At 65.8% G+C, this 21791-nt stretch carries 14 protein-coding genes; 7 read left to right on the forward strand and 7 right to left on the reverse strand.

Annotation, left to right across the window (positions count from 1 at the left end; genetic code table 11):
- Positions 1-29: 29 nt before the first annotated feature.
- The 6 genes from ACTRWB_RS27500 to ACTRWB_RS27525 form a co-directional block, all read right to left on the reverse strand.
- Positions 30-686, reverse strand: a complete 657-nt coding sequence (locus ACTRWB_RS27500; protein ID WP_412023981.1) for a response regulator transcription factor — start codon at positions 684-686, stop codon at positions 30-32.
- A 126-nt stretch (positions 687-812) separates the two neighbouring features.
- Positions 813-1184, reverse strand: coding sequence for a response regulator transcription factor (locus ACTRWB_RS27505; protein WP_412023980.1), 372 nt, complete (start codon positions 1182-1184; stop codon positions 813-815).
- A gap of 79 nt (positions 1185-1263) precedes the next feature.
- Entirely contained in the window at positions 1264-2748 is a 1485-nt protein-coding gene (locus ACTRWB_RS27510; RefSeq protein WP_446903679.1) for a winged helix-turn-helix domain-containing protein, read from the reverse strand.
- 426 nt (positions 2749-3174) lie between these two features.
- A complete protein-coding gene (locus ACTRWB_RS27515) occupies positions 3175-3576 on the reverse strand; it encodes a hypothetical protein (protein ID WP_129515559.1) in 402 nt (133 codons plus the stop codon).
- Between the two features lie 17 nt (positions 3577-3593).
- Complete coding sequence (locus tag ACTRWB_RS27520; protein ID WP_446903680.1) at positions 3594-5354, reverse strand: S10 family serine carboxypeptidase-like protein; 1761 nt, start codon at positions 5352-5354, stop codon at positions 3594-3596.
- 157 nt (positions 5355-5511) lie between these two features.
- On the reverse strand, positions 5512-7470 hold the full coding sequence (locus tag ACTRWB_RS27525; protein WP_446903681.1) for a Xaa-Pro dipeptidyl-peptidase: 1959 nt from the start codon (positions 7468-7470) through the stop codon (positions 5512-5514).
- 717 nt (positions 7471-8187) lie between these two features.
- Between ACTRWB_RS27525 and ACTRWB_RS27530 the strand changes: the two genes are divergently transcribed.
- Both ACTRWB_RS27530 and ACTRWB_RS27535 read left to right on the forward strand, forming a co-directional pair.
- A complete protein-coding gene (locus ACTRWB_RS27530; RefSeq protein ID WP_446903682.1) occupies positions 8188-8898 on the forward strand; it encodes a response regulator in 711 nt (236 codons plus the stop codon).
- Between the two features lie 326 nt (positions 8899-9224).
- A complete protein-coding gene (locus ACTRWB_RS27535) occupies positions 9225-14309 on the forward strand; it encodes a trifunctional serine/threonine-protein kinase/ATP-binding protein/sensor histidine kinase (protein ID WP_446903683.1) in 5085 nt (1694 codons plus the stop codon).
- Positions 14310-14349: 40 nt separating this feature from the next.
- Here ACTRWB_RS27535 and ACTRWB_RS27540 read toward each other — a convergent pair whose 3' ends face one another.
- Positions 14350-15621, reverse strand: coding sequence for an NAD(P)/FAD-dependent oxidoreductase (locus ACTRWB_RS27540; RefSeq protein ID WP_446903684.1), 1272 nt, complete (start codon positions 15619-15621; stop codon positions 14350-14352).
- A 217-nt stretch (positions 15622-15838) separates the two neighbouring features.
- On the opposite strand from ACTRWB_RS27540, the gene ACTRWB_RS27545 reads away from it, so the two are divergent.
- The 5 genes from ACTRWB_RS27545 (at position 15839) to ACTRWB_RS27565 (ending at position 21781) form a co-directional block, all read left to right on the forward strand.
- Positions 15839-16111 (forward strand): ubiquitin carboxyl-terminal hydrolase 14, encoded by a 273-nt coding sequence (locus tag ACTRWB_RS27545; protein ID WP_412023973.1) that lies wholly within the window; start codon positions 15839-15841, stop codon positions 16109-16111.
- 98 nt (positions 16112-16209) lie between these two features.
- Complete coding sequence (locus tag ACTRWB_RS27550; RefSeq protein WP_446903685.1) at positions 16210-17334, forward strand: FAD binding domain-containing protein; 1125 nt, start codon at positions 16210-16212, stop codon at positions 17332-17334.
- 408 nt (positions 17335-17742) lie between these two features.
- Complete coding sequence (locus tag ACTRWB_RS27555) at positions 17743-19023, forward strand: c-type cytochrome (RefSeq protein ID WP_446903686.1); 1281 nt, start codon at positions 17743-17745, stop codon at positions 19021-19023.
- On the forward strand, positions 19020-19520 hold the full coding sequence (locus ACTRWB_RS27560) for a (2Fe-2S)-binding protein (protein WP_412023964.1): 501 nt from the start codon (positions 19020-19022) through the stop codon (positions 19518-19520). Before ACTRWB_RS27555 ends, ACTRWB_RS27560 begins: the two co-directional genes overlap by 4 nt.
- Complete coding sequence (locus ACTRWB_RS27565) at positions 19520-21781, forward strand: molybdopterin cofactor-binding domain-containing protein (RefSeq protein ID WP_446903687.1); 2262 nt, start codon at positions 19520-19522, stop codon at positions 21779-21781. Before ACTRWB_RS27560 ends, ACTRWB_RS27565 begins: the two co-directional genes overlap by 1 nt.
- Positions 21782-21791: the final 10 nt, after the last annotated feature.

Below are 21791 nucleotides of genomic sequence, written 5' to 3' on the forward strand. Positions count from 1 at the left end.
CGTTTCGTCGAACGCACCGGCACGCATGCTCAGCCGCGCGCGCCCGCCGGGCGCACGCCCAGCGCTTCGGCCTGACGCACGAGATCCGGCAGCGTGCGAACCTGCATCTTCTTCATCACCTGGGCCCGATGCACCTTCACCGTGATTTCCTGCAGCCCGAGATTCGCTGCGATCTGCTTGTTCATCTGGCCCGCGATCACATGGCTCATCACTTCGCGCTCGCGCGGCGTCAACGACGCGTAGGCCTGGCGCACTCCGTCCAGCGCACGCTCGCGCGCGAAGCGCTCGCTGTCGCGGGCCAGTGCGCGATCGACGGCATCGAGCATCGTTTCGTCGTCGAACGGTTTCGTCAGAAAGTCGAGTGCACCGCCCTTCATCGCCTTGACCGTCGTGGCCACGTCGCCGTAACCCGTCATGAACAGGATAGGCACGCTCAAGCCCGCACGCACCGCTTCCTCCTGAACGGCCAGCCCGCTCTCGTCGGCGAGACGCACGTCGAGGATCAGGCAGCTCGGCACGTCGGGCCGCTCGAACGCGAGAAACGCCCGCGACGACGCGAACGTCTCGACGCGAAATCCCGCCGAACGCAACAGCGCGCTCAACGCGCGCCGCAGCGTTTCGTCGTCGTCGACCACATAGACGATCGGCGCGGGATCGCCCGCGCCCCGGTTGCCGATCGACGTCATATCCGGCGTGCTCGCCATCGCATTCCCTGTGTAGGCATCCGCTTCATTATCGAATGATAAACTAAGACAAGACCAAGCGGAAAAGCCACGCCGCGAACGCGGTGTGGCCAGTCGCCCGGCCGCCTCTCATGCGGGCGGCGCGCCGGATGCGACGTGATCGATCAGATTGAGCATGTCGTCCGATGGAAACGGCTTGCGCAGGAACGCGATCGCGCCTTGTGCGAGCGCGCGACGCACCGAGTCGTCGTCGCCGTGCGCCGACATGAAGATGACCGGAATCGTCGACTTGCGCTGAACCAGCAGGCGCTGAACGTCGAGACCGCTCATACCCTTCATCTTCAGATCGACCAGCACGCAAGCCGCGTCGTCCAGCGGGCCGGTCGCGAGAAATTCCTCGCCCGACGCGAACGGCAATGCGGTATGCCCAGCCGATTTCAGCAAGCCGGCAAGACTCTTACGGACCGACGCATCGTCATCGATGATGCAAACAATGGCCATGAAATGAGAACCTGAGAATTTTGTCAATCCAGAACATCGCGGCTCGACTTCCGCCGTATCGCCAGGTGCCGCCCGCGTGTCACGCCCACGGCCCTGCGGCCAGCGCCCGTTGTGCGGACGCCGCCGGTACCGGCTGCAGCGTGTCGGCCCGCTCGTCGTTCGCAAAGGACGCGCACCGGGCATGGAGACGCCCGGCTTCGCCCGACTCCGCCAGTTTCTCGAGCGCATACGCGCGCACGACCTCGAGCATCGAGTAGCGCTTCGAAAGTCCGACCGAATGAACGACCAGCAGCGACTTCGATGCCAGACCGACCAGGCAGTCAAGCACCGCCTCGGCGCCGAGTTCGTCGCAGGCGGCCAGCGCGCAGGCCGCGTCGAGCCGGAACGCATCCGGAAACACCGCGAGGCGGCACAGCACGGTGCGCTCGGTGTCGTCGAGCAGCCGATAGCTCCACTCGATGGTGGCCCTGAGGGTCTGTTGGCGGGGATGGGCCGTACGCAGGCCGCCCGACAGCGACAGGACGGACTTGTCGAGATCGGCCGCCAGCCCCTGGATGCCGAGCGACGCGATCCGGACCGCACCGAGTTCGAGCGCGAGCGGCAGGCCGCTCAGGCGGCGGCAGATCGTCGCGATCGCGTCCAGCGTCTTCGGGTCCGCCTGAATGTCGGTGCCCATCGCGCGCGCCCGCGCCAGGAACATGCGGACGGCGCCGCATTCGACGATATCGCCGTCGTTCGCGCCGGCCGGCGGCACCGGTAGCGGCCCGACGCGATAAACGCGTTCGCCCGCGACACGCAGCGGTTCGCGGCTCGTCACGATGAGGATCGCGCCGGCATTCGCCTCCGCGATCGCTTCGCAGAGGTCCGCCAGATCGTCGACGTGCTGTTCGGCATTGTCGAGCAGCAGCATCACGCGCTGCTCGCCGATCGCGCGCACGACATCGGCAGGCCCGGCAGCCGGGCTGGCGGGCAGGCCGAGCGCGTCCAGCACCGCGGATTCCAGCGTCGTGTCTCCCTGCCAGCCGGCGAGATCGATCCGGACCACCTCGATGCCATGCACGGCCGACCACGCCGCGGCGACCTCCAGCGCGAGATGCGTCTTGCCGACGCCGCCGGGGCCGACCAGCGTGACGAGCATCTCGCGCTCGAGCAGCGCGTGCAGGTCGGCCGCTTCCTGCTCGCGGCCGATCAGCGGACATTTGCGCGGCGCGGTGCCCGCGCGGGTGCCGCCCAGCGGCTCGAACCCGGCCGGCTGACGCTCGGCGCGAGCCGGGTCGGCCGGCGGCGCGAGCCGATAGCCGCGGCCCGATTCGGTCCGTATCCAGCCGTGCTTGCCGCCGAACAGCTTGCGCAGCGTCGAGATGTGCACCTGAATGTTGTTCTCGACCACGATCGTGTTCGGCCACACGGCCTGCATGATCTCGTCCTTCGACACGAGCCTGCCGGCCGCCTTCACCAGCAGTTCGAGAATCTCGAATGCCCGCGCGCCGATATACCGGGGCTGCCCGTCGACGCAGACTTCGCGGCACTCAAGGGAAACCGTCACCCGCCCGAATGTGTACATGATCCGCACTCGCTTATGCTGCTCCCCCACCTTGCGCCGCCGCAGAAGCGACGCCCCCTGTTCCGCCGTCCGGACCCGCATCGATGCGGGTCCGGACGGCGGAACAGGGGGCGTCGCTTCTGCGGCGGCGCAAGGTGGGGGAGCAGCATAAGCGAGTGCGGATCATGTACACATTCGGGCGGGTGACGGTTTCCCTTGAGTGCCGCGAAGTCTGCGTCGACGGGCAGCCCCGGTATATCGGCGCGCGGGCATTCGAGATTCTCGAACTGCTGGTGAAGGCGGCCGGCAGGCTCGNTTTCGCGGCAAGTTGTTAACCTCGGGCTTCAAAAAAAACCGGCCCGTTTCGGGGCCGGCGAAGGAGTTCCGGACAATCCGGGGAGGATAAGTGCCGGAACCAGGGCAACCGCTTATGATCAAAAATCCACGTTACTGTCGCTGGTCCTGTTTCGTCGCGTTTTTCATGCGCATGATCCGTTGAGGGGTCCGTTCCGACATGAATCGCAATACGTCGTCGAGTCGGACGTATCCGGTTCCAGCACGATCGATCTCTGAAAAATGGTCACTGACCAAGCCCCAGCCAGCAGCCTTGGCTTGCTGCCGCGACAAGAGCCCGTTGGGATTGCCGTTGGTCGCAGCGGTGAATCGTTGCGCGATTTGGCTCTCCACGTCCTGCGTAACGGAGTTTTCCGATTGTTTGGGCGGCTGGACCCAGTCTTCTGGCGGGGGCGGCGGTTTCGGCAAATCGTCATAGGCAAATGCCACGCCGATGCTCGACATTGCGACGACAGTAGCCGCCGTGCCGGAAACAAGGAAAGTCACGATTTTCATAGCTATCCTCGCTTCGCTTACAGTAGGGAGCCGTCTGCGATACGCGCCGGCGACTGGTAATAGTTGTCAATCGCCTGTTTCAATGGCACGCGCGACATCTCCGTGTTGTAAATCATATGCCCGCCTTCGAACCACTTGACGGGGATTCGGTCAGCCAGATTGACCCCTTCGAGGTCAAGCTCGGTTTGGAAGCCCGGCGTCGCAATATCCTCGTAGCCGTGGAGAATCAGCAGCTTGGCGTCCGGGTTGGCGGTCAGCACTGCCTGAATGTCGGTGATGCTCTGCGGATAAGAAGATTTGCTTCCCGCCCGCCGCCATGTCCAGTTGCCGATTGTCGCGCCGTTTAGCGGTTGGTAGCTCGACCTGGTCTTATAGTTGACGAAGTCAGGGAAGTACGTCTTGAGTTCGTTGAGGAATGCTACGTTAATGTAGTCGTCCGCCTCGAAGCTGTTCCCGTTCGGCACCTTCATGCGGGCATCATAGCGGCCGAGGGTATAGCCTGAAACCAGCGTTCCCCTGAACGGCCCCGGCGTATAGTTGAAGCTGCTGCTCCAGGTTGATGCGGGAATGCCGGTATGGTCCGCAATTCGATTCAGGACCGCCTGACCCGCAGGACTTGCCGCGTACGCATTCCAATTGCTGTTCGGCTTGCCGTTTGAATTGAAGTACGTTTTGAAGGTAGCCTGGAACGTTGTTTTCGCCAGCGCGCGCAACTCGTTGAGATACTGCTCCTGGGTCTGTCCCGCACGCTTCACGGATTTTTTGAAGTAATCGGCCGCCATCGCGTAGGACGGGATGTATCCCTCACAGGTCACCCTGCCGCGCATCATGTCGCAATTGGAATTGTAGTCAACGAGCGGCGAGTTGAGGATGAATCCCGCCAGGACTCTGGCTGGCTTACCGGATGGGTCGGGAGCATAACCACTGGTACCCGCCTGCTCCAGCAGGTTGGCGACGATTGGCGTGCGGATGCCACCATAGGATTCGCCGTACAAGTACTTTGGCGAACTCTGCCGATTGTATTTGTTCGTATAGCTGGTGATGAAATCCGCGACCACCTGTGCATCGATGTCGGTACCCCACAGGTCACCGTTCTTGAGTGGGCCGATCGCCGTGGAAAGACCCGTACCCGGCGGATCGACGAAAACGATATCCGACTGATCGAGCAGGGAAATCGCATTGTCCTCAAACGGGAAACTGTCGGGTTGCTTTGTCGGGTCAGCCATGTTCGGCGCGTCGGACTTCAGCCGTTTCGGTCCCCACGAGCCCATGTGCAGCCAGATCGAGGCCGATCCGGGCCCGCCGTTCCATAGAAACGTGACCGGGCGATTCTCCTTGGGCAACGCGTCCCGCGTGTACGCCGTATAAAAGATCGCGGCTTCAGCTTTCCTGGCGGCTCCGCTTCCGTGATAGGCGATCAAGTGTCCCGCGCGGGCGACATACGGCAGGACCTTGCCGTTGATCGTAATGGTGTGCCGCTTGACCGACGCGTCCTCGTTGATCGCGGATAGCGCGATCGACCCGTCCTTTTTCGTATCGTAGATGTTGGCATCGTCCAGCACCTTGTCAGCAGGTGCGACCTTCGCAAATACAGCCAGCTCGGATTCCACTGACGCGGTGGTCGGGCTCGGCAGCGCAGTCGTCGGTGAAGACGGAGCGACAGGCAGTGTGGTCATGCTGCCCAGGGTCGTAGACGATGTGTCATCGCCACCGCATGCGACCAGTGTTGCGGCTGCAAGCGTTGCGATCACGCCCCATGCCGGCATTCTTTTAGTCATTCGTTGATCTCCACAATGATTCGATTTAGTTGAAATCTGATCAGCACTCCAAACTATAAGGATCCTCCTCAAAACCCTTCACCATGAACCCCATCGATTCGAGCGTGCCCGACGGTTTCCCCTGAGCCTGCTTCCGGTAACGCCACCGAATCTTCCGCTACTTCGCCACCATGACCGCCGCAACGTGCGCCTTCGGCACAACCGGCATCTCGAGCGTCGTGTGCGACAGATCGAGCGTAACGAGTGCTGTGCCCTGATAGCCCTCAAGCTTCAACTTGACCTTGCTGCCCGGCATCACCGTGAAATCTCGCGGCATCATCTCCAATGAGAAGCCGTAGTCGGTGTTCGGCGCGATTGTTTGCGCGACGTCCAGGCCCTTGTAGAAACGCGGGTTCGCCCAGCCATAGGTGACGTCATGCCCGTCCACCGACAGCGTTGCCTTGATGTTGGTCACCGCGGGTGTGAAGCGACCGCGCATCACCACCCGGATTGCGCCCGCGTAGCGGGTCGCGTTCGCGAGGGGTTTCGTCTCATAAGTCACGGCCGCTGCCTTGCTGAAATCGACCGATACAACCTGCGTGCCATCCGTCGTGCTCGGCGTCAGCAATCCACCTGCGCGGCCGTTGTCGTGCAGGTAGTAGGACGTATCGACCGTCTTGGGCCATGCGTCTTCCTTGATGAAAAGCTCGCCCGTCGGAATGCAATCCCTCGTGCTGTGATCCGGGTTGTAGCAGTGCCCAATCAGTGAATTGCTTGTGTCGCCTGGTTGGGGATTCAGTGTCGTGCCGGACGGGATGTCGCCAGCCGGTGTTTCACGCACGTAGGTGGGTTGCTTCTCGACGCCGTTGTTCACGCCGAACAGATAGCGCGAGTACCACATCAAGATCTGCTTTTGCCACTCCTTCTGCCACGCGGGATCGTTATGATCGCGGCTATGCAGCCAAAGCTGAACCGGCTTCCTGGCACGATAGAGCGCGTCGTACAACTGCATCGCGTTCTTCGTCTTCACGTTATTGTCGGCTTGCCCCTGCGCGATCAGCGTAGCCGCCTGGATCTGGTCGACGAGCGACAACGTGTTGCGCGATTTCCAGAAGTCGTTGTACGCGTAAGTGCGGTCGTCGGAATCGGTCACCGCCTTGAGTCGCGCGGGTTCGCAGATCGACGCGCGCGCGGTCGACTGTTGCAGCTGCATGTAGGGACCCAGCTGAATCATGTCCCCCTTGACGCCGTTATAACGGAAATAGTCGTAACCGCTGCTGATGCCGTCGACCGGTACGATGGCCTCGAGCCCCGGCACACCGGTAGCGGCCACCATCGTCGGCAAGGTGCCGCCATAAGAGATCCCCTCCATCGCGACGTGCCCGGTCGACCAGGACGCCGCGACGGGTTGGCCCTGCGCGTCATAGCCCGGTGCAACGGGATCACCGGTCAACCAGCGCACGACGCTCGCCATCGCCTCGCGCTCGGTGCGATCCATCACTGACCAGCAGCCATCCGATTGGTTGGTGCCGATCGAATCCGCGTAGACGATCGTGAAACCCATCCGCAAGTATTCCGCTTCGCCGAGGAATGGCGCACGCTGTTTCGTCGCGTAATCCGGATCGGCGTAATACACCGACGGCCGCACAATGACAGGGGTCTTGAGCCCCTCTGCCACCTCGGCGGGCTGCACGATGCGTAACGCGATCCGGTCCGGCTTGCCATCCTGATCCGTGTCAAACGGCGTTTGCACCATCACGTTCAGCTTGAGCGGCGGGCGCATCGACAGCCAGGGCAAAATCATGCCGTCGTCGACGGTGGGCCCGTCGTGTCCCGGATACAGCGTGGCGAGCTTCGGATAGGGTAGCCCGGTCGGCGAGCGTTCATATTGCGCGCCGACGTCTGCCACCGGCGTAGGTGGCGCAAAGGGTGCCGGCGCGGGTGCCGTCGTCACGGTACCGGGCTGTGTCGTCTGGCTCGGCATGCTTGGCTGATTGACGCCGCTCAACGTGCGCGGCGACGAGGTCTCGTCGTCACCACATCCCGCCAGCTGGACTGCTACCGGTACGAGTAAAATCAGAAGCCGGATGCCGCGCATGAAAGATGGATGAATTCCCGCCCGCTGTGTTTTTTCCATATTTTTGTTTAGTGTGTTTATAAGGACTGTTAAACAACATCGATAGAAGCAATGTGAGGATTTGAAGCATTTCAAGCGGAATGAAATGGCATCACATTCGTACGATGCAACCAGCGTCGGCGATGCGTGCCACCAACGTTTCCCGTGCGACGGTGGAGACCCGGATATCGGTCTCCTGCATGCCGGCAGTGGCGCGCTGAATGTGGGCAGCTGCGTGTATCGATCACCGCCTACGTCGCGGCAAGCCCATCGACGTCAGAGCGGAAACCGCGGTGCGGCATGCCCGTTCGTGGGTTGAGAAGATTGTAGGAAGCCCAATTCCGCAACGTCGGTAATATTTTGTAATAATATGTCGAGTAATCTTTACCGGATTTCGGATGGGTCAGCGCGCGTAACGTTCACTCAAGCGACTCTCCGCAAACCTTCTTGCCGGAACGACGCGCCGTCAGAGATCCCCGCCGACGTCGCGCCGGATATCGCTCTGAACCATTTCACCCGAACATCGAGCCGTTCGTCGACGACACGATTCCACCCTGTCATCCGTTCGCTTTTCCGCTAGTCGACGATGATTTTCGTGCAGATATGTGCAGTGAATGGTGCAAATTTCGTCACATTCCGCCGGAATGTTGCGCAGTATTATCCACTTCGCTTCGGCTACCACGCGTTCGGACTGGGCCTAACCGCGCGCCATTTTCATGTATTGCCCCTCGTTGACCGATGCCCATCCGAATCCTGCTTGTCGAAGATGACGTCCGTTTATCCGCGCTGATCGTGGACTATCTGCGCAAGCATCAGTACGAGGTGGACACGCTGTTCGGCGGCGCCAACGCCGTCGCCACGATCGTCGCGAGTTGCCCCGATCTGGTGCTTCTCGACATCAACCTGCCGGGCAAGGACGGCTTCGATATTTGCCGCGAGGCACGCACGCACTATGACGGCACCATCATCATGGTGACGGCACGCGACGAAAAGTTCGACGAGTTGCTCGGCCTGGAACTCGGCGCAGACGACTTTCTCTATAAGCCGATCGAACCACGCATTCTGCTCGCGCGGATCAAGGCGCAATTTCGACGGCTACGCATGCATCCGGACAGTTGCGCGCCCGAAGCATCCCAGCGATTGGTGTTCGGCAATTTCTCGATCGACCGGACGGATCGCAAGGTTCACCTTCCTGACGGCAGCGCGCCTCGCCTGACCTCAACCGAATTCGACCTGTTGTGGGCCCTCGCCAGCCGCGCCGGCGAGGTGGTCAGCCGGGAGGACCTGACGCGGCTGTTGCGCCGCATCGAGTTCGACGGCCTCGATCGCTCGATCGACTGTTACATCTCGAAGCTGCGCCGCAAACTGCATGATGACGCGCTCGAACCGACGCGAATCAAGACGATTCGCTGCAAGGGTTATCAGTTCAGCAAACACGCGTGGGAATAACGCCGAATACGTGCTGACGCGTTGCGTCGCATACCACCGGTGCGGCGCACGGCTGCGCGCATCGATCGGCTGTCCACCGGCTGTTGCGCGTGTGCTGCCCCTTTCGCGCCGCCGGTCCGCCATCCTCTGCCCTGTGCTCGTACAACGCACCGGCCTGGGGGGGTACTGCAAACTCTCGCGGGCTGATGGACAATGCATGAGCCGCCGCCCAGACGCGCGCGACCCAGCCCGGCCGACCCCATATCGAGAGCCGGTTCCGCCCTGCTCCACCAGCGTGCCCCCCGACCGTGACCCAGCCCTTGCGTGACCCGGACGACGCGAATCGAATGGACGCCGACTGGCTCGCGCGCGCCAGCCTGTCGAACGCGGTCCGCTCGGGCGACGTGCTGCGGTTCGACCTGACGGACGCCGCGACGGGGCGCATGTGGTCCGCGTGCCAGACCGGCTGGGAATTCGATCAGCGCTGCCGGCAATTCGAGCGCGAATACGCATTGAACGATGCGCTGGAACCCGCTTGGGCGCTTTTGCCGGTTGCGCTGATCCGTGCGGCCGACGGTCCGGTGCTCGTCTATCCGCGCGTGGACGTGCATGCGCTCGACACGCTGGCGGACGGGCAACTTCCGCTCGACCGCTTTCTCGAAACGGCGATCCAGGCCGCGCGCACGCTCGGGGAACTGCATCGGCGCGGCTGGCTGCATGGAGATCTGCAGCCGGCCAGTTTCGTCACCGCGCCCGACGGCACGGTCATGCTCCGCTCGTTCGCCCATGCGCGGGAGCGCCGGACGGGAAAATCCGTGGCGGGCACGATGCGCGCGGATTTCGCCGCCTACGCGGCGCCCGAAGTCTCGGAAGGCGCATCCGTCGACGAGCGCTCCGACCTGTACGCGTTCGGCATCACGCTGTTCCGCCTGCTGACGGGCGCGATGCCTTACAAGGCCGCGTCGACCTCCGAATGGGTCCACGCACACGTCGCCATGCAACCGTCGCCGCCCGCCGCCTTTCGCGACGACGTGCCCGCGATCCTGAGCGACCTGATCCTGAAGCTGATCGCCAAGGAGCCCGCCGATCGCTACGCGTCCAGCGACGCGGTACTGCACGATCTCGAACGCATCCGGCACGACTGGCTGGCAGCGGGCCGCGCCGAGCCGTTCGTGCTCGGCGGCAGCGATCCGCTCGCCGGGTTGCACGCACCCGACCTGCTGATCGGCCGCGAACTCGAAATACGCCGGCTCGACGACGTGCTCGCTGCCGTATCGCGAACCGGCGAGACGGCCATCGTGCTGATCGACGGGCCGGCCGGCGTCGGCAAGACCGCGCTGGCCGAGCACTTCACGCGCGCTGCGCGCGCGGCGTCGCGCGCGGGCTGGTACACATCGGCCAAGGTCGATCAGTTCCAGCCCGCACGGCCCTACGCGCCCGTGCTGCAGGCATTGCGCGCGCTGTTCGGCAGCGCGCTGGCCCGGCGCGACGACGAAATCGCGGCGATCGCCGCGCGGCTGCGCGACTGCGTGGGACGTCAGGCGAATCTGCTGTCCGCGATCTTCCCGGAGATTGCGTGGCTGCTCGACGTCGAACCCGTCGCGTTCGGCCATACCGATGCGATTCCGGAATTCCATCTCTGCCAGATCATCGTGAATGCGTTCCGTGCGTTCGCGGCGCCGGCCGAACCGCTCGTCATGACGCTGGACGACATCCAGTGGGCCGACGACGCGACGCTCGCGTTTCTCGCATCGATCGCGGTCGATCCGCCGGCCAATTTCTGCATCGTTGCCGGTTATCGGAGCGGGTCGCAGGACGACCACCCGCCCGCGTTCCGCCGCTTCCTGCGGCAGCTCGACCCCACCCGCGTGTCGACCCTGACGCTGACGCCGCTCGACGCACCCGACGTCACGCGCATGCTGGCCGGCATGCTCGGAGACGCGCCGACCCGGCTGGTTGAACTCGGCGACCTCGTTCACCGCCGGACCGGCGGCAATCCGTTCTACGTCCAGCAGTTGCTGCGTACGCTGATCGACGAGCGGCTCCTTGCCTACGACCCGGAGCGAAAAGCATGGCACTGGCGTGCGGCCGACATCGACGCACGCCACGTGACCGAAAACGTCGTGAGCCTGCTCGCGGCCCGGATGCACCGGCTGCCGCATGAATCGCGCATGCTGCTGTCGCTGCTGGCCAGTATCGGCATCAACGCCGACGAGACGCTGTTGTGCGCGGCCGCCGGCAACACACTGTCCGAACTCCGCTTCTGGCTGGACCCCGCGCGCCAGGCCGGCCTCGTGTCGCTCTCCGGCAACCGCTGGCGCTTCGTTCACGACCGCATCCTCGAGGCCGTCCACGCACTCGCCGGGCGCCCGGAGCGCGCGTTGTGCCACGCCCGGATCGCCGCCGCGATGCGTGCACGCTCGGACCCGCCGTCAGCCGAAACCCTGCTGGAGCTGGCCGCCCATATCGAGCAGGCGAAAAGCGCGCCGCTCGACCGCGCGCTCGCGCTCGCGTTCGCGGATGCGCTGGTCGCGGCAGCCGAGGCCGCGGCGATGGTCGCCGCACGCGATCGCGCGTTGTCGTTTCTCGCGTCCGCGCAGTCGCTGCTCGGCCCTCAGGCGTGGCTGCAGCACTACGGGCTCGCGAGCCGGATCGGCATCCTTCGCGGCGGCCTGCTGCTCGCGACCGGCGAAACCGCGCAGGCGGCCGACGCGATCGACGAACTCATGGCGCGGACCCGCACGCCGGCCGATCGCGCCGAGGCTCACCGGCTGAAGGCCGCGCAGCTCACGGTGGAGTCGCGCTACCGGGAGGCCGTGGACGTCGCGCTGGCCGGGCTGGCGCTGCTCGGCGTGGCACTGCCCGCCGAGCCCACCGCGGCCGATCTCGCGGCGGCCTGCAACGCCGTGCGAGCGGCGCTCGAAGGCCGCGCGATCCACGAACTCGTCGACTTGCCGGTCACGACCGACACGCGCGTCGAAGCGACGATGGCGCTGCTGACCGCGCTCGAAGCCGCGATGTTCTATCCGAGCGGCGGGCTGATGTTGCTGCATTTCGCGACGATGGTGCGGCTGACACTGCGCCACGGCGTCACCGCCGCGTCGGTGCAGGGGCTCGCGTGGTACGGCGTCAGCATTGCCGAGCATCACGGCGAGTACGAGGACGGCCTCGAATTCGCGAAGGTCGCGCTCGCGCTGGTCGATCGCCACGGCTTCGAGCGCTACCGCTCCGCGACGCTGGTCGCGCTCGACCAGGTGAGCGTGTGGACCCAGCCGCTGTCGTATGCGCTCGATCACGCGCGCGACGCGAAAGCGGCGGGCAATGCGAGCGCCGAGTTGCGCTGGATGTGCTACAGCTGCAATCACATCGTCAGCGATCTGCTGTCGATGGGCGAAGCGCTGCCGGCGATCCGCGACGAAATCGATCCGCTGCTGGCGATCGCGCGCGGCGCACGCTACGACGACATCGTCGACCTCGTGTCCACCCAGTCGGAATTCGTCGCCGCGCTGCAACTCGGCGCCGACCGGCCGATCGGCACCTGGCGCGGCCGTGCATCGACGAAGACGCCGATGTCGGTCCTGCAGTTCTGGACCGACGTGCTCGCCGGCCAGGCGGCGTTCATCTTCGGCGACGCGGACGCGGCGCGTGCATCGCTCGATGCGGCCGCGTCGTCCGCATGGTCGACGCCGGCGCACATCATGCTGTCCGACTTCCACCTGTTCGGCGTGCTGGCCGGCATCGCGAGCGACCGCGGCGCCACGCCGCCCGAGCAGCTGCTCGAACGATATGCGCCGCAACGTGCGCGCTTTGCCGACTGGAGCGAACGGAATCCGGCGACGTTCCGCAACAAGCTCGCGCTGATCGACGCCGAGTTCGCGCGCGTGCGCGGCGAACATATCGTCGCGATGCAGCAGTACGAGGCGTCGGCCAGCCTCGCGGCGGAGCGCGGGTTCGTGCACGAACAGGCGCTCGCGCACGAACTGGCCGCGCATCACGCCGCGTCGCTCGGGCTCACCGGCCCGTCACGCCACCAGTTGCGGCTCGCCCATGCGTGCTACCGGCGCTGGGGGGCGACCGGCAAGACGCAGGCGATGGAAGCGCAGCATCCGTTCCTCGTGATGGACCCGTCGCCGGGCGGCGCGGCCATGCCCGCGCGCGAAGATCTCGATTTCGCGCTGGCGATGCGCGCGGCGCACTCGCTGTCCGAGGAAATCGTGCTGGAGCGCCTGATCCAGACGCTGATGCGCAACATGATCGTGTATGCCGGCGCGCGCAATGGCCTGCTGCTGCTCGCCCGGCACGACCGGCTGACGATCGAGGCGGCCGCGCGCATCGTCGGCAACGACGTGATCGTCGATATTGCCCGCAGCGAGCCCACCGATCAGGATGTGCCGCTGTCGATCCTGAACACGGTCGCACGGACCCGCAAGCCGGTCGTGCTCGCGAACGCGCAGCGCGAAGGTGTACCCGACCACGTCGACAGCCTGCGCGCCCACCCGACCCGCTCGCTGTTCTGCCTGCCGCTGCTGAAACAGGGTGCGCTGATCGGCGTGCTGTATCTCGAGAACGCGCTGACCAACGGCGTGTTTTCGCCGCGCCGCATCGCGATGCTGGAAGTGCTCGCGCCGCAAGCGGCCAATGCGCTCGAATCCGCGCGGCTCTACGCGGAATTGATCGACGAGAACACGCGCCGGCTCGAAACCGAGGCCGCGCTGCGGCATGCGCGCACCGAGCTCGCACGCGCCACGCACGTGACGGTGATGGGCGAACTGGCCGCGTCGATCGCGCACGAGATCAATCAGCCGCTGACCAGCATCGTGTCGAGCGTCGGTGCTTGCATGCGCTGGCTGCGCGGCGCGCATCCCAACCTCGGCGAAGCGCTCGCGAGCCTCGACGACATTCGTGCATCCGGCGTGCGTGCGGCCGATATCGTCCGCGCGCTGCGATCGCTCGCACGGCAGGCGCCTCCCGCATTGACGCCGCTCGCGATCGACGACCTGATTCGCGACATGCTGCATCTCACCGCGCCCGAAATCGACGCGAAGCACGTCGCGCTGCGCGTCGACCTGCGCTGCAACGGTATCCACGTGATGGCGGATCGCACCCAGATCCAGCAGGTGATCCTGAACCTGGTCAACAACGCGCTCGACGCGATGGACGGGCTCGCCACGTCGCGCGAACTCGAGATCGCGTCGCACGCCGGCGACGGCCATGTGGTCGTCCGCATCGCCGATCGCGGCGCCGGCATCGATGCGGACATCGCGAACCGGATCTTCGATCCGTTCTTCACGACGAAGACGCATGGCATGGGGATGGGCCTCGCGATCTGCCGCTCGATCGTCGAGGCGCATGGCGGCACGCTCGAAGCCGCGCCGCGCGACGGCAACGGCACCGTCCTGACGTTCCGGCTGCCGATTTCGACGACACGCTGACGAGTGAAGGGAGCGCGCGGCGGAACCGGCGTGCTGCGGCTCAGGTGCCGTCCGGCCGATGCGCGTCTTCGCTCAGGAACTTGTGCACGAAGGTCACGGCCATCGCCCCTTCGCCGACCGCCGACGCCACCCGCTTGACCGAACCCGACCGCACGTCGCCCGCCGCGAACGACCCGGGCACGCTCGTTTCCAGATAGTAGGGCCGGCGCTCGAGCGGCCACACGCGCTCGAATGCCGGGCAGTCATACAGATCGCTGCCGGTAACCAGGTAGCCGCCCGGATTGCGAATGATGTTCGTATCCCGGGCCCATTCGGTGTTCGGCGCACCACCGATGCACACGAACAGATGCGTGGCCGGCAGCACTTCGCGCGCGCCGTCTTCCGAACGAATCGCGATCGCTTCGAGCCGGCCGTCGCCGTGGAGCGCGTCGACGGTCGAGCCGTACCGCACCGTCACGTTCGGCATGCGCTCGATCCGGTCGATCAGGTATTGCGACAGCGTCGCCGCCAGCGACGCACCCCTGACGATCATCGTGACTTCACGCGCGTGCCGCGCGAAGTTCATCGCGGCCTGGCCTGCCGAATTGCCGCCGCCGACGATGAAGACGTGCTTGCCTTCGCACATCGGCGCTTCGCTCGATCCCGCGCCGTAGAACAGGCCGACGTTGAGAAACTTCTGCTCGTCGGGCAGGCCGAGACTGCGGTATTCGATCCCGGTCGCGCAGATGTTCGAGCGCGCGGTCAGGATCGAACCGTCGGCCAGGTCGACGCGAATCTTGCCGTCGACGAAGGTTGCGTGCACACCCTCGCGCATCATCAGCAGCTCGACGCCGAACTTCACCGCCTGCTGGCGCGCGCGCTCGGCCAGCTCGGCGCCCGGCACGCCCTCCGGGAACCCCATGTAATTCTCGATCAGCGAACTCGTGCCCGCCTGCCCGCCGATGGCGTCGCGTTCGATCACGACCGCACGCAGCCCTTCCGACGCCGCGTAGACGGCCGCCGACAGGCCGGCCGGACCCGCGCCGTAAATCGACACGTCGTACTCGATGAAGCGCGGCCGGGCGACCCAGCCGAGCTTGGCGGCGATCTCCGGCAGTGTCGGCTGGTAGATGCACGTGCCGTCCGGAAAGATCACGACCGGCAACCGGATGTCGCGTATCGGCGCGATGCCCAGCTCGCGCACGCAATCGGAGTCGGACGTCAGCTCGCACCATTCGTACTCGACCACGCCACGCTTCAGGAAATCGCGGATCGCGTAAGCCTCCTTGCTGTGAGGCAAGCCGATTACCTTGACATGCTGCGACTGGGTCATGAGCGCCTCCCGGTGACCGTCATATCGAATCTCGCCCGCACATCGTGCCGGCCGCACTCGCGACTTTACGTCCGCTCACCCGCCGGATCACCACGCTTCATAAGAATTAAGGTCCGGTCGCGACACGACCGTCCACAATGAACCGTATCCAACCTCGCTTGCGGCATCGCGCCGGCCGCACCGCAAGCGCTATCCGACGCCGGCATCGGAGCGGAAGATGGCCACGACCTGCACCCACCTCGGCGAAGCACGCATTCTGACCACCGATAAGGACTACTGCGAGGAATGCGTGAAATCCGGCAGCCAGTGGGTGCATTTGCGCCTGTGCCTGGCATGCGGGCACGTCGGCTGTTGCGACTCGTCGCCGAATCGCCACGCCAGCCGGCATTTTCACGAAACCAGCCATCCGCTGGTGCGTTCGATCGAGCCCGGCGAACGCTGGGTCTGGTGCTATGCAGACGACGCGATGGCCGGCGAGATCACGTCGTAACGCACCGCGCAGCGGTTTCCGGCGCCTGCGCGCGCCGCCGCGCTGGCCGGCCACCGGCTTGCGATACCGCAGCCATTCGAACCTGGGAGTCACGCACGATGAAGATAGTCATTGCAGGCGGGTCGATCGCCGGTCTCGCGGCCGCGCTGACGCTCGATTGCATCGGACATGACGTGATGGTCTGCGAGCGCTCGCGCACGCCGCTGCGCGGCCAGGGCGGCGGCGTGGCCGTGCTGCGGCGCATGATGGCGTTTCTCGAACAGCATGGCCGTCATTGCCGGCAGATGATCAGCGTGCCGACGCATCGGCGCCGCTGGATCGATCGCGACGGCCTCGTCACGCGGGACGAACCCGAAATGCTGCCGTTCTCGTCGTGGGACGCCGTCTATCGCTCGTTGTGCGAAACGCTGCCGCGCGGGCGCATTCATTACGGCCGCACCGTGACCGGGTTCGACCAGGACGCGGACGGCATCGACGTGCACTTTGACGACGAACGCATCCGCGCCGATGTGCTGATCGCCGCCGACGGCTCGGGCTCGAGCCTGCGCACGCACTTGTTTCCCGGCTACGCGCCGTCGTTTGCCGGCTACCTCGCGTGGCGTGGCATCGTCGACGAAGCCGATTTCGACGCCGCCGCGATCGAATCGCTGGTCGAGAACATGACGCTGCACAAGGCACCGGGCGAGCTGTTCATGGCATTTCTGATTCCCGCGCTCGACGGTTCGCTCGCGCCGGGTTCACGCCGCTTCAACTGGCTGTGGTATCGCAACGAAGCCGATCACGATGCGCTGCGCCGCCACCTGACCGATCGGAACGGCAACGTTCATCACGCGTCCGTGCATCCGGGGCTGCTTTCCGACGAAGCCGTCGCGACGCTGCGGCAACTCGCCGTCGAACGGTTGCCGGCTGCCCTGTCGCAACTGGTGCTCGCCACGCACGCGCCATTCAACCAGGCGATTTTCGATGCGTTGAGCCCCGGCTTCGTCGACGGCCGCGTCGCGCTGATCGGCGACGCGGCCTGCACCGTGCGCCCCCATACGGCGTCCGGCACGTCGAAAGCCGCGCGCGACGCCGTGTCGCTCGCCGAAGCGCTGCCGGCGGACGCTACCGATGTCGTCGAGCGCCTGGCTCATTGGTCGGTCCAGCGGCGCGAAGAAGTGACCTCGTTGCTCGACAAGGGCCCGCAGCTCGCGGCGGCGTTCGGGCTCGGAACGCAAATCTGACGCCTGCGCGCACGCGTCGGAGCGGGCCCCGAGCGCGTTCAGAACGTTTCAGTGCCGCTTCAGGAATTAGCGAAATCGGACGGGTAGACTGATTTCACGAGCCGTTGCGCGGGTGATTGCCTGCGCGTGGCGCCCTTCCTGGAGAGACGACATGACTTCCGTCGCAAATCCCTGCCGCCGTGCAAGACGGTCGAATCGATCGGTCATGCACGGCCGGCCCGCGACCGTCGCACGCGAAATAACCGCGTCGAGCGCCTCGATGCAAAGCCGCGCACGCCGGACGGTCGGTGGCGACCCGCGGATCCGCGGTGCCGCACGCGTTCGCCGGTGGGACATGCCCGGCCGACATCGATCCGAATGCCCTGCGCGTCGAATCCGGTACGACGAACCGATTCGCGTGGAGCACGCATGAAGCACAAACGACTCTGGATCGGCGCGGCAGGCGTCGCGATCGTCGGCCTGGCGGTCGCGATCGGCATCATGGTTCGGCCGTCGATCGCGCCGATCGATCCGCCTGCCCGTGCGTCGTTCGATCCGCAGCTCGTCCGGGCCGGCGCGCGCGTGGTCGCGCTGGGCGATTGCGTCGTCTGCCACACGGCGAAGGACGGCAAGCCGTTCGCCGGCGGGCTGCCGCTCGCGACGCCGTTCGGCACGATCTACGCGACCAACATCACGCCGGATGCCGACACCGGCATCGGCCGCTGGTCGCAGGACGCCTTCGCACGCGCGCTGCGCACCGGGATCGCCCGCGACGGCCACCCGCTCTACCCGGCCTTTCCGTACATCCATTTCACGCGGATGTCCGACCAGGACATCTCGGCTGCGTACGCGTACCTGATGACGCGCGAACCGGTGCAAACCAAGATCCCGGCGAACGACCTGATCTTCCCGCTCAACTTCCGGCCGCTGGTCGCGTTCTGGAACGTGCTGTTCCTGCGCGAAGGCGCGTACGTGCCGGACCCGTCGCAATCCGCGCAATGGAATCGCGGCAAGCTGCTGGTCGACGGCCTCGGCCACTGCGCGTCCTGCCATTCGCCGCTGAATGCGATCGGCGGTGAAGAGACCGGCAAGGCGTTCGACGGCGGCATCGTCGACGGCTGGGATGCTCCGCCGCTCAACGCGCTCGGCAACGCGGTGCACCCGTGGACGCAGGCGCAACTGGTGACGTACCTGCGCACCGGCCGCGCGAGCGAACACGGCGCGGCCGCCGGTCCGATGCTCCCCGTCACGCGCGATCTCGCAACGGTGCCCACCGAGGATGTCGAGGCCATCGCGACCTACATCCTGTCGATCCAGAAGCCGGCCGCCGCACGGCCTGCGACGAGCGCGGCCGAACGCACCGCGACGACGCCCGCCGCGCAGCGCGGCTCGGTGCTGTTCGAGGCGTCGTGCGCGCAGTGCCACGGGCCGGCATCGCCGATGCAGTCGATCGGCGAGCGCCCGACGCTCGCGTTCAGCACCGCGGTCGCCGCCGACACGCCTCGCAACGCGATCCAGATGATGTTCAACGGGATCGGCTGGCATGGCGAGGACACACTCAACTACATGCCGTCCTACCTCGACCAGTACGACGACGCGCAGATCGCGGACCTCGCCGCCTACCTCCGCGAAACGTACTCCGATCGCCCCGCGTGGAGCGGCATCGACACCCTGGCCGCGAAACTCAGAAAGGAGGACAGCGCGCGATGATCAACCTCACCGTGAACGGCGTGCGGCACACGCTCGACATCGATCCTTCCACGCCGCTGCTTTACGCGCTGCGCAACGACCTGCACCTGCACGGCGCGAAGTTCGGCTGCGGCCTCGGTCAATGCGGCGCGTGCACCGTGATCGTCGACGACAAGCCGATGTTCTCGTGCCTGATCCCGGTCGCCGCGCTCGGCGAGCGCCGCGTCAGGACCCTCGAAAGCCTCGGCACCGCCGAGCATCCGGGCAAGCTTCAGCAAGCGTTCATCGATCATCAGGCGGCGCAGTGCGGTTATTGCATCGCGGGCATGATCATGCGCGCCCAAGCGCTGCTCGAACGCAACCCGAAACCCACCGAACGCGAGCTGCGCAACCACATGGAACCGAATCTGTGCCGTTGCGGCACCCACATGCGGATCCTGGCGGCCGTACGCCAGGTCGCGGGCATGCCGGACCCGGAGCCGGCAGCCGCTCCCGTCATGATCAGCAAGGGGCTCTGATGAACCCACCCGACGACATCGACGAAAGCCGCCGGCACTTCATGATCTCCGGCGCGCTGTTCGTCGCGTTCAGCCTCGCACCGGCCGCTCGCGCCGCCGCCGAGGTCGTGATCGCGGACGAAGGCGCCGCCGTGCACGTGTCCACGGCCACCCAGACGCTGGCCGGCAGCCTGAAGACCAATCCGCTGCTGGACGCATGGATCAAGATCACGCCCGAAGGCAAGGTCACCGTGTTCACCGGCAAGGTCGAACTCGGCACCGGCGTGCGCACCGCGTTGCTGCAGGTGGCGGCCGAAGAGCTGAACATGAAGCCTTCGTTGATCACCTTCCTGACCGCCGACACCGGCGCGTCGCCGGACGAGGGCTTGACCGCCGGCAGCCACACGATGGCGGACAGCGGCTCCGCGTTGCTGAACGCCGCCGCGCAGGTGCGTGGGCTGCTGGTCGAAGGCGCGGCGAAGCAGTTCGGCGTCGATGCGCGCCTGCTCACCGTCGCCGACGCGGTCATCAAGGCGCCGGACGGCCGCACGATGCGCTACGGCGACGCGGTCCGCACCGTCGACCTGCATCGCAACGCGACGCCGACTTCCCCGCTGAAGGACCCGGCGACGTTCGCCGTGATCGGCACGTCGCTGCCGCGCGTCGACATTCCGAACAAGGTCACGGGCGGCGTCAGCTACGTGCAGGACATGGAACTGCCCGGCATGCTGCATGCGCGCGTCGTGATGCCGCCCGTGTACGACGCCAAACTGCAGTCGTTCGACGAAGCCGCGATCCAGAAGATGCCGGGGGTCGTGCGGATCGTGCGCAACGGCAGCATGCTCGCGGTCGTCGCGCAGGGCGAATGGCAGGTGGTCGTCGCGCAGCGCGCGCTGGCCGCGAGTTGCCACTGGTCGGGCGGCCGGGCGCTGCCCGATCGCGCGACGGTGCATCAGGACCTGAAGCGGATCGCGACGCAACGCATCGAGATCGCCAATACGCATGCGGACACCGCGCCGGCAACGAAAACGCTGAGCGCCACGTTCCTGAAGAACTACCTGCTGCACGGCTCGATCGGACCGTCCTGCTCGGTCGCCCATCTCGAGAACGGCACGCTGACCGTGTGGACCCACTCGCAAGGCGTCTACCCGCTGCGCGACGCGCTCGCCGAGATGCTGTCGATGCCGAAGGCGAGCATCCGCTGCGTTCACACCGAAGGGTCCGGCTGCTACGGGCACAACGGCGCGGACGACGTGGCCGCGCACGCGGCGCTGATCGCGGCGGCGATGCCCGGCAAGCCGATCCGCGTCCAGTGGATGCGCGAACAGGAACATACGTGGGACCACTTCACGCCGGCGATGATCACCGAGCTCAGCGCGTCGCTCGACGCCGGCGGCCGCATCGTCGACTGGAACTACGCGCTGTGGAGCAGTTCGCACAATGAGCGCATCGTCAATGCCGGCCGGCTGCTGCCCGCTCGGATGCTCGAGCCGCCGTTCGTCTCCGCGCCGTCGACGCCGATGCTGCAGCCCGAGGGCGGCGGCGATCGCAACGCGATCCCGCTGTATGCGCTGCCGAAGATGCACATCGTCAACAACTTCTCGCCGACGATGCCGCTGCAGACGTCGGCGATGCGCTCGCTCGGCGCGCACACGAACGTCTGGGCGATCGAAAGCTTCATGGACGAGCTGGCGCATACCGCCGGCATCGATCCCGTCGAGTTCCGGCTGCGGCACATGCAGGATCACCGCGCGCGTCAGGTGATCCAGCTCGTCGCGACCAAGTTCGGCTGGCCGCGGCCGCCACGCGAGCGCAACCGCGGCGTCGGCTTCGCGTTCGGCCGATACAAGAACCTGATGGCCTACGTCGCGATCGCGATCGACATCTCGGTCGTGCCGGAAACCGGCCAGGTGACGCTCGATCACGCGGAAGTCGCGGTCGACGCCGGCCAGGTCGTATCGCCGGACGGCATCCGCAACCAGATCGAAGGCGGCATCGTGCAGGCCGCAAGCTGGACACTGTATGAGGCACTGAAATACGATACGCAGCGCATCCGCAGCTTCGACTGGAGCAGTTATCCGATCCTGCGTTTCGGCGCCGCACCGCAAAGCATCAAGGTGCACCTGATCAACCGGCCGGGCGCACCGTTCCTCGGTGCGGCCGAGGCGTCGATGGGGCCGACCGCGGGTGCGCTCGCCAACGCGATCTTCGACGCGACCGGCCAGCGGATGCGCGAAATGCCGTTCGCGGGCGACGGGCTCAGGAAGCGCATCGATGCGTAGCGGCACCTCA

This window comes from Burkholderia sp. YIM B11467, from assembly GCF_052952715.1.